Source organism: Micromonospora sp. DT227, from assembly GCF_049841835.1.
GTDB lineage: Bacteria > Actinomycetota > Actinomycetes > Mycobacteriales > Micromonosporaceae > Micromonospora.
On record NZ_JBNCLA010000008.1, the window covers coordinates 303053 to 318950 of the forward strand.

Sequence of the window (15898 nt, forward strand, 5' to 3'; positions counted from 1 at the left end):
GATGGCGTGCGGGGACGGCGATGCCGGCGGAGAAGTGGCTACCTGGCGGGCGTCGGCGAGGTGTTCCAGGCCGGCGCGTTGGCGAGGAACTCCTGCGCCTGGTGGCCGTTCATGCCCTCGGTGTCGTCCGTGACGGCCATGAAGTTGGCCAACTGGGCGGCCCGGTTGCTGGCCGTGTCGCGGATCTCCGTGAGCCGGGTGCTCAGGTTCGCACCGACGCCGGAGACCGCCTTCTGGACCTGGGCGCCCAGCGAGAAGCTGCTGTGCCCGGGCTTGAGGCTGATCCCGGCGATGTCCCCTCCCGGCGAGGCGGTGACCTCCTCGGAGATCAGGGTGTTCGAGCTCGCCGCCCGGGTGAGATAGGCGTCGTCGGTGGTGATCGGCATCGCGGTCCCGCCTAGACGTTTCCGCCGAACAGCGCCGCACCCTGGCTGTCCGCGATGTGGTAGTTCTCCCGGATGCTGTCGATGGCGGTGGCGCCGCTGCCGAGCGACGCCTGCATCTTCGCCAGTCCCTGGTGCCAGGTCTGCTGCGCCTGCTGGTACGCCGTGGCGGCGCCGCCGGCGTTGTTGGCGATGAACTGGTTGACGTATCCCTCAAGGGTGGTCAGCGAGTTGTCGATGGCCCGGGTGACACCGCGCAACTCCTCACCGGAGTCCAGCAGGCCGTTCGGGTTCAGGGAATAGGTCGCCATCTGCTCTTCCTCTCGTCAGTTGGTGTACCAGCGGGCGTTCTGGGCGGCCTCGTCCTCGACGTTCGACGAGATGTTCAGGTGCTGGGTCATGGCGGTGCGCAACATCTCGAGTCCGCGCCGGACGTCGTTCAGGCCGGTGCGCCACTCGGCCAGCGAGTTGCGGTACTGGGTGGCGGCGTCGCCGCTCCAGGGCACCGACGAGCTGACCGCGTCGACCGACTGGTCGGCGGCGTTCACGTCGGCCATGGTGGTCTCGAAGGCGCTGAGCGTCTGGGTGATGGTGGCCTGATCCACCTGGTTCAGCGGTGAGGTCACGGTGTTCCTCCTACATCGGCGGTGGTGGACGGGGTGCCGGCCGGGCCGGCGGATCGTCGGGGTGTCACCTCCTCGCCGCCGCCGAGTCCAGGACCGGCCCGGTCGGCAGCAGGGACAGCAGGTTGGCGGGCACGACCCGGGCCGCCTCGACGGTGAAGCCGAGCGCCCGGACCACGTCGGCACCGGCGATCGGGAACTTCACCCCGGCGTCGGTGACCAGGAAGTAGCTCGTCCCGTTCAGTTGCCCGGCGCGACCCTGCCGGACCAGCCCACCCACCCCTGGCGACACCGACACCGAAGTGGCGGTCTGCTCGGTCCGGCGCACGCCCGGCGCGTCCCCGGCGGGAACGACCGTCGGGACCGCCCGCGCGGTCACCCGGGCGGGCAGCTCCGGCGTGGACCACTGCACGCACCACGTGTCGCCGGCCGCCGGGCTCGCCGCCGCCGGCGGCCGGGGCGGGAGACCGGCCGGCAGCGCCGGCTGCTTCGACATCGGTAGCCCGCCGAGCGCGCCGGCGCTGAGGTCCAGCGGGCGTACCGTCGAACCCGGGTAGGCCGCGGCGGTCGCCGGGTCGCCGAGCACCAGCGCGAGCGCGGTCTCGGCGAGCGGGCTCAGCCCGTCGCGCAGCAGCAGGAAGTAGCGGTCGGCGGTGCCGACGACGCGGGCCACGAACACCTGCCCGATCCGGGTCGGCTGCCCGTCGACGACCGGGCCGGCCGCGCCCCGACCGGCCACCGGCACGGGGGTGACGTCCGGGCCTGGGGGAAGCTGGTCGAGCCAGCTCGCCGCGACCACGGGCGCCGTGGAGTAGCCGAGCACCCGCGGGATCCACGGCCGGGTCAGCGTGAAGCGCTGCCCGTCCCAGATCAGGAACAACTGCCCGCCCGGCGAGGTCACCACGAAGCCGCCGTCCGCACCGAGCGGGGTTCCGCCGGCGCCCGGGGCGAGGGTCAGCAGGGTGCCGGCACGGGCCGTGCCGACCCGGTCCGTCCCGCCCAGGGCGCAGACACTCCACCGCACCCCGGCCAGCCCCGCCGGCGCGGGCGGTGAGTCGGGCGCGCCGACGATGCCGATCGGCGTGCCCCGGGGTACGGAGGTCAGCGACGCCGCGGAGACGGTCACCAGGGCGGGCCGCCGGCCGAAGATCAGGGCCGCCGACGTGTAGTTGTGCACCGGCCGGAGCCGGCCGTCGACGAGCACGAACCGGCCGCCCGACTCCTTCTCGACGATCAGCGTGCCCGGTTGCCGCCAGCGGGTGGCGCCCCCCGGCTTGAGCAGGCCGTAGACCACGGCCCCGGCGACCACGAGGCAACCGACCAGCAGCCCGGCGATCATCCCGGTGAGCAACCGCCGGTGCGGGTTCTCCAGCGCCTCCGGCTCGGCCATCACCAGGGCGGCGGTGAGCCGGCCGGTCATGTACGACTGGGCCTGCACCTGGTCCCGTCTCGACTGCACCGCGCTCAGCCCCCGATCCCGCGGGCGAACCGGTACACGTCGAGCACGGCGAGGAGGACCGGCAGGACAGCCGTGGCGGCCAGCGTCTGGAGCAGGTCCCCGAGCCGACCCCAGTACGGGGTGAGTCGGCGATCGGGCATGGTCCGGGCGATGAGCAGCAGCAGGGCGGAACCGAGCGACACGGCGAGCACCGGGGCGGTGACCCGCGCCAACGGGCCGCTGGACGCCACCGCGCCGAGGGCGAGGGTGACCGCGCCGACCGCGGCGGGCGCGAGCTGGGCCAGCCGGTGCCACGCGCTCGTCATCGTCCGGGCGGCCAGGCAGCGGACCAGCGCGACCAGGCCGACCAGGGTGGCCGGCGCCCAGCCCGGGGCGAGGCCGACCACGACCACGGCCACCGCCGTCGGGGCGGCGATCCCGGCGTACAGCGCGGTCATCGCCCGGTCCGCGACGGCGGCCTGGGGCAGCAGCGTGCCGCTCGGAATAGGGTCGAGGTCCTCCTGGAGATGCTCCGGCTGCGTGGGCAGCGGCGCCATTCGCAGGCCGGCGAGCCGGAAGGCGACCAGCGGCACCACCATCGTGGCCAGGGTGGCCGCCACCAGCATCGCACCGGCCGCCTGCACCGCGGTCAGGCCGGCGAACGCGGAGAGCGCGGTCGCCCCCGCGGCGAGCAGGCCGGCCACCAGCACGGCCAGCAGTGTCGGCCGGGCGTGCGCCGTCGTCGTCGCGGCGATCCCGGCGACGGCCAGGACGGCCACCGAGGCGGCGAACAGGCCCGGACCGTCCGGCCGCAGACCGACCACCCCGACCCGCGGGTCGACCGCGAGCAGGCCGGCCAGGCCGGCGTACCCGGCGGCGGCACCGGTGAAGGCGCCGCCGAACGGCCGATCCCCGACGGCGAACGTGGCCACCAGCGCGCCGACCAGGCAGGCGGCGGCGAGCACGCCGGCCGCGCCCGCCCGGTGGCCGGCGTGGCCGGGCAGCGCGAGCGCCGCGACGCCGGTGGCCGCCAGCAGCACGGTCGCCGCCAGGGCGGCCCACCGGCTCAGTTCCGGCCGCCACCGTCCGGGCCGTTGCTTCATCCCGGTGGCGACGCCGTCGACCAGGTCGTCGAAGTCGGCCGGCGGGATCTGCTCGGACCGGGGACGCAGGTGGACCAGGTCGCCGTCGTGCAGGCCCAGCATGGCGACGGTGGAACCCTGGTCGAACGGCGCGGCGCCGAGGCGCTGCAGCACCCAGCCGCCGTGCAGCAGACCGGTCTCGACCAGGTTCTCGCCCAGGTGCTCGACCAGCACCGGCAGCAGGTCCGACACCACCACGTGCGTCGGTACGGCCACCTCCACCTGGCGGGTGGGCCCGCAGACGGTGAGGCGGCACATCTCACCGGTGGCCGAGACAGTCATGGCCGAATCAACGGATGGGTGCCGGCCGAGTTCATCCGGCGGCGGAAAAATCTGCTCCCACTGACCCTCCTCCCTCGGATCGTGCGTTGTAGTTCGTGCCGGCGACCCCGTACCGCCGGCATCGGAGGTCAACGGTGAGCACCGTCGTGTTCCGGCGCCCGGCCCGGCGGACCGGGCCGGAGACGCCCTCGGGCGAGATCAGCCTTCAGGAGCCGCCGGTGCTGCCGGAGGTCACACCCGGCGGTCTGCGTAGCGTCATGACGATCCTGCCGATGATGCTGATGTCCGGCGTGATGGCGATGATGTTCCTCGGCGGTGGCCGCGGAGTGCTCACCTGGGTGATGGCCGGCATGATGGGCGTCGCCATGGTCGGCATGCTGGTCGGCCAGTTGGCGATGAGCGCCGGGGAGCGCAAGCACCGGATGAGTGGCGACCGCCGCGACTACCTGCGCTACCTGTCGCAGCAGCGCAAGCGCGTCCGCAGGTCCATCGACCAGCAGCGGGAGGCGTCCGACTGGCGGCACCCCGACCCGTCCGCCCTCTGGTCGGTGGCGCTCACCACACGGCGGTGGGAACGGCGACCCAGCCACCCGGACTTCCTGGAGGTGCGCGTGGGCACCGGCCGGCAGCGCCTGGCGACCCGGATGGCGCCGCTGCAGACCAAGCCGATCGAGGACCTGGAACCGCTGGCGGCGAAGTCGCTGCGACGGTTCATCAACGCCTACAACACGGTCGCCGACCTGCCGGTGGCCTTGTTCCTGCCCGGCTTCCACCAGATCCGGATCACCGGCGACCCCGAGCGGTGCCGGGCCGTGGCGCGGGCGCTGATCGCGCAGGTCGCCACGTTCCACGCGCCCGAGGAGGTCATGATCGCGGTGTGCCTGTCCGACGACGCCACCGAGGCATGGGAGTGGGCGAAGTGGCTGCCGCATCTGCAACACCCCACCGAACAGGACGCGGCGGGTCCGGCCCGGCTGACGGCTGCCAGCACGGACGCCGTGGAGCGGCTGCTGGGGGAGGACTTCCTGGCCCGGCCCCGGTGGGAGCCGGGCGCCACACCGAGCCGGGACGAGCCGTTCGTGCTGATGGTCTGCGACGGCGGGCGGATCCCCGCCGGCTCCCGCCTGCTGTCCGGTGGTTACCGCAACGCGGTGCTGATCGACCTGGGTACGCCACCGACCACGGTGCCGCGTGGCCTGCTCTGGGCCGACCTCACCGACTCCGGGCTGGAGCAGGTCAAGCACGACCAGGTCGGCCGGGAGGTCCGGTCCAACCTGGCCCGGCCGGACGAACTGGCCTCGGCCCAGGCCCGCAGCCTGGCCCGGATTCTCTCGCCGTACCGGCTGAGCATCACCACCGAGCCGGCCGCCGAGGCGCTGACCACCGACTTCGACATCGGTACGCTGCTGGGCGTCGCCGACCTGAGCCACCTGGACCTGACTCACGCCTGGGCCGCCCGCCCGCCGGCCCGCCGGCTACGGATCCCGATCGGCATCGACGCCGAGGGCGCGCCCGTCGAGCTGGACATCAAGGAGTCGGCCCTGGACGGCATGGGCCCGCACGGGATGCTCATCGGCGCCACCGGTTCCGGCAAGAGCGAGCTGCTGCGCACCATCGTGCTGGGGCTGGCGATGACCCACTCGTCGGAGATCCTCAACTTCGTGCTCGTCGACTTCAAGGGCGGCGCCACCTTCCTCGGCCTGGACCGGCTTCCGCACACCTCCGCCGTGATCACCAACCTCGCCGACGAGGCCGCGCTGGTCGGCCGGATGCGCGAGGCGCTGCACGGCGAGCTGATCCGCCGCCAGGAGCTGCTGCGGCAGGCCGGCGGGTTCACCTCGGTGCTGGAGTACGAACGGGCCCGGGCCCAGGGGCAGCCGCTGGACGCGCTGCCGACCCTGTTCGTGGTGGTGGACGAGTTCAGCGAGCTGCTGGCCACGCACCGGGACTTCATCGACACCTTCGTGATGATCGGCCGGCTCGGCCGGTCGCTCGCGGTGCACCTGCTGCTGGCCAGCCAGCGTCTGGACGACGGCCGGATCGCCGCGCTGGAGACACACCTGTCGTACCGCATCGGGCTGCGCACCTTCTCCGCCATCGAGTCCCGCACCGCCATCGGCGTACCCGACGCGCACGAGCTGCCGACCCAGCCGGGGAACGGTTTCCTGCGGGCCGACGTGTCGTCGCTGCTCCGGTTCAAGGCGGCCTACGTGTCCGGGGCGCACCGGCCCAAGCACAAGCGGCTCGACCTCGCGGTGGTGCAGCGGCAGGTGGTGGCGTACCGGCTCCTGCACATCCCCGTCGCGGCGACCGAGCCGCCGGATCAACCGGCGGCGGCCGACCCGCCCGACGAGCGCGGCCCGAGCGTGCTCGACGTGGTCGTGGACCAGTTGGTCGACCAGGGCCCACCGGCGCACCAGGTCTGGCTGCCGCCGCTCCAGCAACCACCGACCCTGGACCAGCTCCTGCCGGCGCTGGCCCCCGACCCGGAGGCCGGGTTGCGGGCGGTGGGCTGGCCGGGCAACAGCCTGCTGGTGGTCCCGGTGGGCTTCGTGGACAGGCCGTTCGACCAGGCCCGCGAGTTGCTCGTCGTGGACCTGTCCGGCACCGGCGGCCACCTGGGCATCGCCGGCGGCGCGCAGAGCGGGAAGTCCACCCTGCTGCGCACGCTGATCTGCGCGCTGGCGCTCACCCACAGCCCCCGCGAGGTGCAGTTCTACTGCCTCGACTTCGGCGGCGGCACGCTCGGCACGCTCGCCGACCTGCCCCACGTCGGCAGCGTCGCCAGCCGCCTCGACGCCGACCGGGTCACCCGCACCATCGCCGAGGTGAGCGCGCTGATCGCGGAGCGGGAACGGCGGTTCGCCGCCGAGGGCGTGGACAGCATGGCCGCCTACCGGGCCCGGCGGGCGGCCGGGCTGGACGACGACCCGTACGGCGACGTGTTCCTCGTGGTCGACGGCTGGTTCACGCTGCGTCAGGAGTTCGAGGCGGCGGACGCGACGGTGCGACAGATCGTCGCCCGGGGCCTCAACTTCGGCGTCCACCTGCTGCTCACCGCGTCCCGGTGGTCGGAGGTGCACCACGGCATGCGGGACCTGATCGGCAACCGGCTGGAGTTACGCCTCGGCGACCCGGTCGACTCGGCGATCGACCTGCGGGCGGCGGCCACCGTCCCGCACGTACCCGGGCGCGGGTTGACCGCGCAGAAGGCGCACTTCCTGGCCGCCCTGCCCCGGATCGACGGCGTCGCCGACCCGGCCGGCGTGGCCGACGGCACCCGGGCGCTCGCCGCGGCGGCCCGGGACTTCTGGGACGGCCCGGACGCGCCCCGGGTACGCACCCTGCCGGCGGTGCTGCCGGCGGCCGAGCTGCCGGCGGCCGACGGCGACCTCCGGTTGCCGATCGGCATCGACGAGGAGCGGCTACAGCCGGTGTGGCACGACTTCGAGGAGCTGCCGCACCTCACCGTCCTCGGCGACGCGCAGAGCGGCAAGAGCAGCCTGCTGCGGTACGTGGCGGACGCGCTGGTCCGCCGCTACCCGCCACGGGAGGTGCGGATCATGGCGGTGGACTTCCGGCGGGCGCTGTTCGACCGGATCCCCGAGGCGTACCGGCTCGGCTACTCGGTGTCCGTCGACTCCACGAAGGCCACGGTGGCCGAGGCGATCGAGGGCCTGAAGCACCGGATGCCGGGCACCGACGTCTCGCCGGAGCAACTGCGGGCCCGGGACTGGTGGTCGGGTCCCCGGCTGTACCTGCTCGTCGACGACTACGACATGATGGGCGGGCACGAGAGTCCGCTGCTGCGGCTGGTCCCGTACCTGGCGCAGGGCACCGACATCGGGTTCCACATGGTGTTGACCCGGGCGGCCGCGGGCGCGATGCGGATGTCCATGGATCCCCTGGTCCGCCGTCTACAGGAGACGAACAGCCCGGACGTGGTGCTGTCCTGCCCGCCGGGTGAGGGCCCGTTGCTGGGCAACACCAAGCCGAGGATCCTGCCGCCGGGTCGCGCGCTGCTCTGCACCCGCCGGGGGGCGAGGGTCATCCAGACGCCGTACCCGGACCCCGGGACGCCGGCCGACGGTGTCCCCGCCGGATCCGGACCCCGGCGCCGATCAGCAGCGCCACCACCGTGATCGCGGCGGCGAGCAGCCCGGAGCGGGCGACCGCCGGATCGGCCGGCGGGGCGGTGGCGACCGAGACGGCGCCCGCGTCGAGCCGGACCGGTCGGGTCGCCGCGCCGGGATCGAGCGTCGTCATCGCGGCGTACGGGTCGACCGTGCCGGCCGGCGCGTAGGGCGCCCGCTCGGCCGTGCTGACCAGCCGGTCCCGGACCTGCGCGGCGGTCAGCTCCGGGTGGTACCCGCGGACCAGCGCGGCGGCGCCGGCGACGTGCGCGGCGGCCACCGCCGTCCCGCCGACCGTGTAGTGGCCCGCGCCGGTCGGGCCGGGCACGACCGCGTCCTTCGCCGGGGCCAGCACGTCGAGGCCGCTCGCCGGCAGCGCCAGCACGGTGCCCCGGCCGTTCGCGTCGACCCCACCGACCGCCAGGACCTGCGGGTACGCGGCGGGATACCACACCGGCGGCGGTTGTCCCGTCGTGGACGCCGGCCCGTCGTCGACCGGCGCGACGACGAGGACGTCGCGCCCGGCGGCCCGGGTCACGGCAGCGCGCAACGCCGGGGTGTCGGCCACCTGGCCGCTGCCGACCAGCACCACGTCCGCGCCCGCGTCCACCGCGGCGTCGATGCCGTCGGCGATGGACGCCGGCGTCGTACGGCGCTGCGGGCCGATGATCCGGAACGGCAGCACGGTGGCCTCGGGGGCCATCCCCACCACGCCCGTGCCGGGGGTGGGCCGGGCGGCCACGATCGCCGCCAACGCCGTACCCCGACCCAGGCAGTCCGACCGGGCGGGGCCGCCGGAGACCACGTCCCGGCCGGGCGCGACGGCGGCGCGCAGGCCGGCGGCGGCGCCGCTGACGCCGGAGTCCAGGACCGCCACCCGGACGCCCCGGCCCTGGCTGAGTGAGCGGGTCAGGTACGGCGCCATCCGGGCGACCGGCCACGGGGTGCGCTCGCCGTACCGGACCGGGGACTCCCCGACGCAGCCGGTCAGCGCGGCGGGCAGGGCGGGCGGGTCCTCGTCGGCGACCGCCGGGGGGATCGCGGTGGCCAGGTGCAGGCCGGCGATCAGCGCCACGGCGGCGCACGACGCGCCGGCCCGGGCCACCGGCCGGGACGAGAGGGGCATCGGCGCTCCTACTGGTTCAGATACGTGCGCAACGCCTGCTTGGCGTAGTGGGCCCGCGACTTGACCGTCCCGACCGGGACGCCGAGCCGCTCCGCGACCTCGCTCGGGGTGCGGCCGTGGAAGTAGAGCTCGATCAGCACACCGCGCTGGTCCGGCCGCAACCGCAGCAGCGCCTCGCGGACCGCCCGCGCCGACACCACGTCGGCGATGGTGTCCTCGGACACCGACAGCTTGGTGAGATCGTCCATCACCACCTCGGACGGCCGGGACCGGCGCGACCTCAGCATGTCCACGACCAGGCGCCGGGCCACCGTGTACAGCCACGGCCGGAACGTGTCGATGTCGGTGTCACCGTGGCGGGACAGGTGACGCCAGGCGCGGACGAACGTCTCCTGCAACAGATCCTCGGCCAGCTTGCGGTCGCCCAGGGTGAGTTTGACCAGATAGTTCAGCAACTGCTTGCTGTGCAGCTCGTGCAGCCGGGTGAGCTGGGCGTCGGCCCGGCTCGTGGGGGTGGCCGCCGCATCCGCCGGCGTGGCCTGCCGCGCCTCGCCCGACCGCCCCCGGGGCGGGTTCCAGGCGGGATGATCGGCCATCGCGGTCATCGGACCCTCCATTGTCGTCACTGTCATGACGCTCCCGCGATCCGACCGGCGAGACATCGTTGAGCCCAGTGATTTCTTGCACGCGTGTGAACGTTTCGCACCGACGCGACGAAGTAGCGGTGACGGACCACTGCCCGACCGTTTCCGAAGGAGGCGTCCTGTGACGGTCGCCGCGTACCACCACCTGCTCCTCCGGGTCGCCGGCTGGGTGCCCGACGCGTTGGTCAGCGTCGCCCGCGACAGCCTCGTCCGGGGGGTGACCGGCGACGTCGCCGCGATGGTCGGATACGCGGCCACGATCGGACGGTTCCCCCTCGTCGACCGGGACGCCGAGCGGATCGGGGCCGCCCTCGGCGAGGTTCCGCCGGTGCTGCGCGCCGGTGACCGGCCCGTCCTCCCGCCGGTCGTGTTCACCCGTACCCCGCCGGCCGGTCCGCTCCCCGACGCCGAGCCGGTCCCGCCGGCCGGCGCGGCGGACCCGGCACCGACGGACGGCGTGGCCGACGACCTCGACCGGATCGACCGGGCCTGCGTCGACGCGGTCGAGCTGGAGTCCGAGGGGACGGCGAGCGCGGTGTGGCGGGTCTGGCGGTCGCCGGACCGGCCGACGGCGTGGCCGCCACCGAGACGGGTGTACCTCGTCCGGGCCGCCGCCGACGGGGAACTGCTCGCCCTGGTCGCGGCCCGCCTGCAAGAGGTGCTGGAGCACGCGGGCGAGACGGACCCGCAGGTCGAGCTCTTCGCCGAGCCGGATGACCTGCCGCCGTACCAGCGGGCCGCCCTCGCCGTCGCGGCGCTGATCTGGGCCGCCGACGGCACCGGGGCGGCCCCTGCCGCGCGGGTCCGGCCCCGGGTGGCACGACTGCTCGATCCGGGCGTACAGCCGGGCGTCGCGTCCGGCCGGGAGGATCTCGACGCCGCCGAGCGGGACCGGATTCTGGCTTTCCTGACCGGAGGCGTGCCGGTCCTGGCCAGCACGGCCCTGATGGACGACGTCGTCGGCGGCGGGCCGGCCGTGGTGCCCATGACCTGCCGGTCCGACGGCGCGTGGGTGTGGTCGGACGGCGTGGCCTACTACCTGCGCACCCACGGGTTGGCACCGGAGGAGGACTTCCTGCGGCACATCCGCTCGGCCGGCTACCGGGCGGGGGCACCGGACACCGTCGCCGCCCAGTTCGCGGTGCGGGCGCTGGCCGACGCGGGAACGGCAGGTCCGTGGTGAGGGCCGGGGACGGCCGGTGAGCGCCGCGGTCGCCGTCGAGGCGCTCGGCGCCGCGCTGCTGCTGCGGGGCGGAACCGGACCGGTGGGCGCGTTACGGGCGGTGACCACCGCCCTCCAGCGGGCCCACCCGGAGACGGTGCTGGTGACCGCGCCGGCGGTGACCGGTCGAGACGGGCTCTTCGCACTCGTCGCCGACGCCCTGGCGGGCGCACCGCCGTCCGAGAACCGCCTGCGGCTCGTCCTGCTCGGTCGGGGGCCGGACGCGGCGGCCCGCCGCGACGGCGCCCGTCTGGTCGCCCGCCGGCTCGGCCGGCCGGTCACGGTTGCGCTCGGCCCGGTCACGGTCGCGCGGGACGGCACCTGCGTCTCGGTGGCCGAGCCCGACGGTCGCCGCCCGGATCTGCCCGACACCGGGGCCGGATGGTACGCCGTCGGCGGCGCCGGACCGGCCGAGGAACGGGAGGAACCGCCCTGGTCACCCGCGCCGCCGTGGTCGACGCTGCCCGCGCCGCAGCGGTGGGCCGGGCCGGACCTGGTGGCCCGCCCGGTGCCCGCCGGGCTGTGGCTGGTTCCGCCGGACGTCCGGCCCGGCGGGACGGTCGGCGGCCTGCCCCGGGAGCCGGACGCCGCCACCATCTTCGTCGGCGGGTGCGGCGCGCCGGTGCCCGTGGCGGAACTGTGCCGGGCGGTGGCCGCGCTGCGGCCCGATCCGGCGTCCCGGCTGGTGCTGCTGCCCGGCGCGGTGCCGGCCGGCACACCCCCGGCACGGCTGCGTCACCTGCCGGTGCGGCTTCGCTCGGCGGTGCCCGCACTGACCCCGACCGGCCGGCGGCTGGTGCCGGTGGCCTCCGACGGCACGGTGGTCGCGGCGGTCGGGGAGTTCCCGTCGGCCGACGGCCCCGACCCGGTCGGCGGCGTGCCGCCGGACGCCGCCGACCCGGGGCGACCCGCGGGCGCCGCCGGTCCGCCACCGCACCGCGGTTCCTGGCCCCCACCCGGCCCGGATCCGGCCGGCCCGACGCCGCGCACCGGTCCATACACCTCCGGCCGCCGGCCGGTCACCGGCCATGCCACCGCCGCGGGATGGTCGTTCCTGGACGGCGCCGACGACCTCGGCGTCACGTCCGCCGCCGCCGGCACGGTGGTCGAGGTCGCCACCGACCACGACGGCTTCGTCGTCGGTGACCGGGTGATCGACGCGACCGACTTCGCCGACCTGCTCACCGCGGTCCTGGGACCCGGCGTGGGACCGCTGGTCCTGACCGGGCCGGACGATGGCCGCCCCACCTCGCTCGCCGCGGACCTGGCCGCCGCCCGGGACGCCACGGTTCTCACCTCGGCCGGCCCGGTGGCGCTCACCGCGACCGGGGTGCTGCTGGCTTCGGCCGGGTTCCGCGCCCACCGGCCCGCTGCGCCGCCGCGCCCGGTCGGCTCGGTCCTGCCGGCCTCCGGTGCCGGGCTGGACGGCCTGGCCGCCCGGTCGACGCCGCACCCGCCACCCGCGTCCGCGCCCGCCGCCGCTGACGCGGAGGACACGCGGATGGACCCGGCCTCCGGGCTGCTCGCCGCGCGGGGCCCGGCCTTTCCCCGGTACGCCGCCGAGCCGGCCGACGCGCACCGCAGGGCAGCAGGGCCGCCGGGCGAGGAACCGCGCCCGGAGCTGGTGGCGTTGCGGGCCTACGGCACGCACGACCGGACCGACGTCAACGCCTACCTGCGGGAAGCGCCGGCACCCGGATCGGAGCCGGTGGACGGCGACCGGGCGGCACGGGCGGCGGCCGTCGCGGACGGCGTGGTGGCGGCGCTGCCGCTGCTGCCGGTGGTGTTCGGTCCGGTCTTCGCCGCCACCGGTGTGCCGGCGGTCGGCACGCCCGGCCAGCACCTCACCGAACCCGGGTTCGTCGACGCGCGACTGGTCCCGGGCGGCCACCGTGCCGCGTCGGTCGAGTACGTCATCTGGTCGATGACCGCCCGCCGTCTGGACGGCGTCCTCGTCGCCGGGGCGCCGGTCGCGGTGTTCCCCCCGGGCAGCCGCTTCGAGGTGCTCGCCGTCGACCCGGTCGGCGAGCGGCTCCGGGTGTACCTCGCCGATCTCGGCGCCGGTCGGCCGGCCGATCCGGACGAGTTGCTCGCCCGACTGCGTCGGGATGTGCCCGACGCGCCGGACGGGGACGCTTCGCTGATCGCGCCGATCGGCTTCGCCGACGCCGGCCGACCGTTCGCCGGGCTCGGGTGACGCCCGGTCTCCTGACGACCGGCCGGCGCGCGTCGGTGCGGCGGCCCCGCGCCGCGGTCAGGAGACCGGGGCGAGCAGCCAGGTCTGGTTGGCGTTGGGGGCGGCCGGGTCGGCGTTCCACTGCTGGACCGCGACCCCGTCGGCGGTGCCACCGTCCCGGACGTCGAGCAGGAATCCGCTCGTCATGTTGCGGATCGAGTACCGTCCGGAGCCGACGCTCCGGAAGCACCAGGACTGGTTGGCGCTCGCCTGGTACCACGTCCACTGCTGCATCTGCGTTCCGTTGGTCGAGGTGCCGTCGGTGTTGTCGAGCGACTTGCCGGACCGGACGTTGATCAGCTGGTAGCAGCCGGATGGGCCCGCCACCATACGCCAGTGCTGCGCCGAGCCGGCCGCGTCGCCGCTCTGCGTGATGCGCGCCCCGTCGGCGCCCGAACCCTGGCTGACCCCGGCGGACTTGCCGGTCGCGAGGCTGACCAGGCGCACGGTGACCCCGGCCCGCGGTGCGATGGGGTCGGGGCGGGTGACCCGCCGGACCGCCGACGGCTGCGGAGAACGGGGCGCGGTCGGGCGTCGCGCCGCCGGGGACCGCGACGTGGCGGGCGAGGGCGGGCCCGCGATCGGCGCGGGATCGCTCGCCGCCGGCGCCGACGTCGGCTCCGGGGGACTCGGGGATTCGGTGGGTTCCGTGGGCGGTTCGGTGAAGCCCGGCTCGGGCACCGCCGAGGGCTCCGGCATCTCGGCGCCGGACGGCGGCGACGTGGTGGGCCGCGACCCGTCCCCGCCGGCGGTCACCCAGATCGCCGCCGCGAGCAGGAGCACGCCGGCCGCGACGACGACCTTGACCGGCGCCGCCGGCCGGCGCGGCCGGTCCGGCGCGGCGGTGGCGTCCGGGTCGGCCGGTCCGTCGGTGCTCCCGTCGGTCTCCGCCGCCTCGGACTCGGCGACGGTCCACACCAGACGCGGTTCGTCCTGATCGGTGTCACCGCTGGCGCGTTCCCAGTCCTGCGCCTGGTCCCACTCGTCCTCATGAGGATCTCGGTTCACGGTCGTGTCTTCCCCCTCCGCCGTGTCGATCCGGCGGGGCGGTCGGTTCCGCCCGTCCGAAACGACGATCCCCGGCACTACGTACCGCCGGCCGTCCGGGTTCACCACAGGTGCGGGCGGCGGCCCACGCGGGCCGGGGCGGCGGCCCGCCGGCTGCGGGCGATCGCCGCGCACCGCTGACCGCAGTACCGTCCCGCGCCCGTGCGGCCACAGGTGACCGGGGAACGCCTGCACTGCGCGCAGAGCAGGGGCACCGCCTCGGTCCGCCGCCGGGTCCGATAGAGCAGCATGCCGCCGCGGATGATCCCGTTGTCGCCGTTGGCCAGCCCGTCGGCCAGGCACGCCTTGCGCACCGGGCAGCCCAGGCAGATGCGTACCGCCAGGCTCCGGTCCGGGCAGTTGTCGGTCCACCAGTTGGCGTCCGAGCCGGCACAGGCGGCCTGCCGCCACCAACCGGACGCCGTCGCCTCGCCCACGTCCCACCTCCTCCGGATGTGGAAGGTCGTGCCGGGTCCACCCGGCACCACTTCCGTTCGCCCGCCACCGCAGCCCACCGGCGGTACGACGGCGGAGACTCACCGTTCTCTACGAACAGGCGGGCCCCGGGTTCACCCGGCACCCGCACGACGTGCCGCCCGTCAGCCCGCGGGGAGCAGCTTCCAGGTCTGGTGCGCGTTCGGCGCGGTGGGGTCGGCGCCCCACTGCTGGATCGTCACCCCGTCACCGGCGCCGCCGTCGCGCAGGTCCAGCAGCGCTCCGCTGGCGGCGCTGCGGATCGAGTACCAGCCGCCGCCGACGGAGTGGAAGCACCAGGTCTGGTTGATGTTGCCCGGGCCGAGGGTCCACTGCTGCATCGGCGTGCCGTCGGCGTGACTGCCGTCGGTGAGGTCCAGCGCCTTGCCGGAGGACCCGTTGGCCAACTGGTAGCAGCCCGACCCGGCCGACACCAGGCGCCATCGCGTGCCCGCGCCGGCCGTGGACCGTTGCACGACCGAGGCCCCGTCGGAGGTTGATCCTCCCCGTACCCCGACCGGGAGGCCGCTGGCCCGGCTCGTCACCTGGACCACCAGACCGTTGGCGGGCGCGACCGCCGACGGCCCGGCGGTCGCGGTGGCCCGTGGCGGGGCGGGCCCGGCACTGACCGTCGCCGGCGGGGTGGTCGGGGCCGGCCGTGGCGCCGCCGGGCCGGCCGGCGACACCGGCGCCGCCGACCGCCCCGGCACCGGTGGCGCCGCCGGGCCGGCCGGGCCCTTGGCCGGCGGGCTGGTCGGGGCCCGCCGCGCCGTCGGCGTCGGGCTCGCCGTCGCGTCGCCCCACCCCTCGGGCGGCGCCGGCTCGACCGGCGCCTCGGTGCCGGTCGAGGACGGATCGGCCTCGGACGTCGGTGCCCGGTCGGACAGTCCGGCCACGGTGGTCCAGCCGGCCGCGGCGAGCGAGGTGGCCACCGCGACGGCGCCCAACCGGACGAGCCCTGTCCGCCGGCGGCCGGACCGCCGGTGCGACCGGATCGGGCCGCGTCGCGTGAACAACGCGTCGTCGGACGCCCAGCCGTCGTCCTCGTTCGCGGAACGCTTCACGCTCCCACGCCTCCTCCGGATCGACGATTCGCCATCGACAACGTCCAGCGAGGGCCGGTCGTTCGATCGGTACGGCGAACAGTC

General features: G+C 75.5%; 13 protein-coding genes. 3 read left to right on the forward strand and 10 right to left on the reverse strand.

Annotated elements, in window-relative coordinates; genetic code table 11:
• Positions 1-38 precede the first annotated feature (38 nt).
• The 5 genes from ACLQ2W_RS25885 to eccD all read right to left on the reverse strand — a co-directional run bounded on the left by ACLQ2W_RS25885 (position 39) and on the right by eccD (position 3868).
• Positions 39-386, reverse strand: coding sequence for a hypothetical protein (locus ACLQ2W_RS25885; RefSeq protein WP_425789426.1), 348 nt, complete (start codon positions 384-386; stop codon positions 39-41).
• 11 nt (positions 387-397) lie between these two features.
• Entirely contained in the window at positions 398-694 is a 297-nt protein-coding gene (locus tag ACLQ2W_RS25890) for a WXG100 family type VII secretion target (protein WP_107157657.1), read from the reverse strand.
• Between the two features lie 15 nt (positions 695-709).
• The gene (locus tag ACLQ2W_RS25895; protein WP_281938983.1) at positions 710-1009 is read right to left on the reverse strand and encodes a WXG100 family type VII secretion target; all 300 of its coding nucleotides are present in this window, start codon (positions 1007-1009) and stop codon (positions 710-712) included.
• Positions 1010-1073: 64 nt separating this feature from the next.
• Positions 1074-2465 carry a type VII secretion protein EccB gene (eccB, locus tag ACLQ2W_RS25900; protein WP_425789429.1) on the reverse strand — a complete coding sequence of 464 codons (1392 nt, stop codon included), beginning with the start codon at positions 2463-2465 and terminating at the stop codon, positions 1074-1076.
• A gap of 5 nt (positions 2466-2470) precedes the next feature.
• The gene (gene eccD, locus ACLQ2W_RS25905) at positions 2471-3868 is read right to left on the reverse strand and encodes a type VII secretion integral membrane protein EccD (protein WP_425789431.1); all 1398 of its coding nucleotides are present in this window, start codon (positions 3866-3868) and stop codon (positions 2471-2473) included.
• A 134-nt stretch (positions 3869-4002) separates the two neighbouring features.
• On the opposite strand from eccD, the gene eccCa reads away from it, so the two are divergent.
• Complete coding sequence (gene eccCa / locus ACLQ2W_RS25910) at positions 4003-8010, forward strand: type VII secretion protein EccCa (RefSeq protein WP_425789433.1); 4008 nt, start codon at positions 4003-4005, stop codon at positions 8008-8010.
• Here the strand turns inward: eccCa and ACLQ2W_RS25915 are convergent.
• Positions 7916-9127 carry a S8 family serine peptidase gene (locus ACLQ2W_RS25915; protein ID WP_425789435.1) on the reverse strand — a complete coding sequence of 404 codons (1212 nt, stop codon included), beginning with the start codon at positions 9125-9127 and terminating at the stop codon, positions 7916-7918. The genes eccCa and ACLQ2W_RS25915 overlap by 95 nt on opposite strands.
• An 8-nt stretch (positions 9128-9135) precedes the next feature.
• Entirely contained in the window at positions 9136-9732 is a 597-nt protein-coding gene (locus ACLQ2W_RS25920) for a sigma-70 family RNA polymerase sigma factor (protein WP_425789437.1), read from the reverse strand.
• A gap of 160 nt (positions 9733-9892) precedes the next feature.
• Between ACLQ2W_RS25920 and ACLQ2W_RS25925 the strand changes: the two genes are divergently transcribed.
• Both ACLQ2W_RS25925 and ACLQ2W_RS25930 read left to right on the forward strand, forming a co-directional pair.
• Positions 9893-10954: a hypothetical protein gene (locus ACLQ2W_RS25925; RefSeq protein ID WP_425789439.1), complete on the forward strand. Its 1062-nt coding sequence runs from the start codon at positions 9893-9895 to the stop codon at positions 10952-10954.
• 16 nt (positions 10955-10970) lie between these two features.
• Positions 10971-13190 (forward strand): hypothetical protein, encoded by a 2220-nt coding sequence (locus ACLQ2W_RS25930; RefSeq protein WP_425789441.1) that lies wholly within the window; start codon positions 10971-10973, stop codon positions 13188-13190.
• A gap of 57 nt (positions 13191-13247) precedes the next feature.
• Here the strand turns inward: ACLQ2W_RS25930 and ACLQ2W_RS25935 are convergent, their stop codons facing one another.
• The 3 genes from ACLQ2W_RS25935 to ACLQ2W_RS25945 all read right to left on the reverse strand — a co-directional run bounded on the left by ACLQ2W_RS25935 (position 13248) and on the right by ACLQ2W_RS25945 (position 15814).
• A complete protein-coding gene (locus tag ACLQ2W_RS25935; protein WP_425789443.1) occupies positions 13248-14237 on the reverse strand; it encodes an RICIN domain-containing protein in 990 nt (329 codons plus the stop codon).
• A 101-nt stretch (positions 14238-14338) separates the two neighbouring features.
• Complete coding sequence (locus ACLQ2W_RS25940) at positions 14339-14713, reverse strand: WhiB family transcriptional regulator (RefSeq protein WP_425789445.1); 375 nt, start codon at positions 14711-14713, stop codon at positions 14339-14341.
• A 162-nt stretch (positions 14714-14875) separates the two neighbouring features.
• Positions 14876-15814 carry an RICIN domain-containing protein gene (locus tag ACLQ2W_RS25945; RefSeq protein WP_425789447.1) on the reverse strand — a complete coding sequence of 313 codons (939 nt, stop codon included), beginning with the start codon at positions 15812-15814 and terminating at the stop codon, positions 14876-14878.
• Positions 15815-15898: the final 84 nt, after the last annotated feature.

What these genes read in the sequence shown, in the direction of transcription:
- ACLQ2W_RS25885 (WP_425789426.1), bottom strand. Translation starts at nt 386, where the DNA reads ATGCCGATCACCACCGACGACGCCTATCTCACCCGGGCGGCGAGCTCG.
- ACLQ2W_RS25915 (WP_425789435.1), bottom strand. Translation starts at nt 9,127, where the DNA reads ATGCCCCTCTCGTCCCGGCCGGTGGCCCGGGCCGGCGCGTCGTGCGCC.
- ACLQ2W_RS25890 (WP_107157657.1), bottom strand. Translation starts at nt 694, where the DNA reads ATGGCGACCTATTCCCTGAACCCGAACGGCCTGCTGGACTCCGGTGAG.
- eccD (WP_425789431.1), bottom strand. Translation starts at nt 3,868, where the DNA reads ATGACTGTCTCGGCCACCGGTGAGATGTGCCGCCTCACCGTCTGCGGG.
- ACLQ2W_RS25920 (WP_425789437.1), bottom strand. Translation starts at nt 9,732, where the DNA reads ATGACCGCGATGGCCGATCATCCCGCCTGGAACCCGCCCCGGGGGCGG.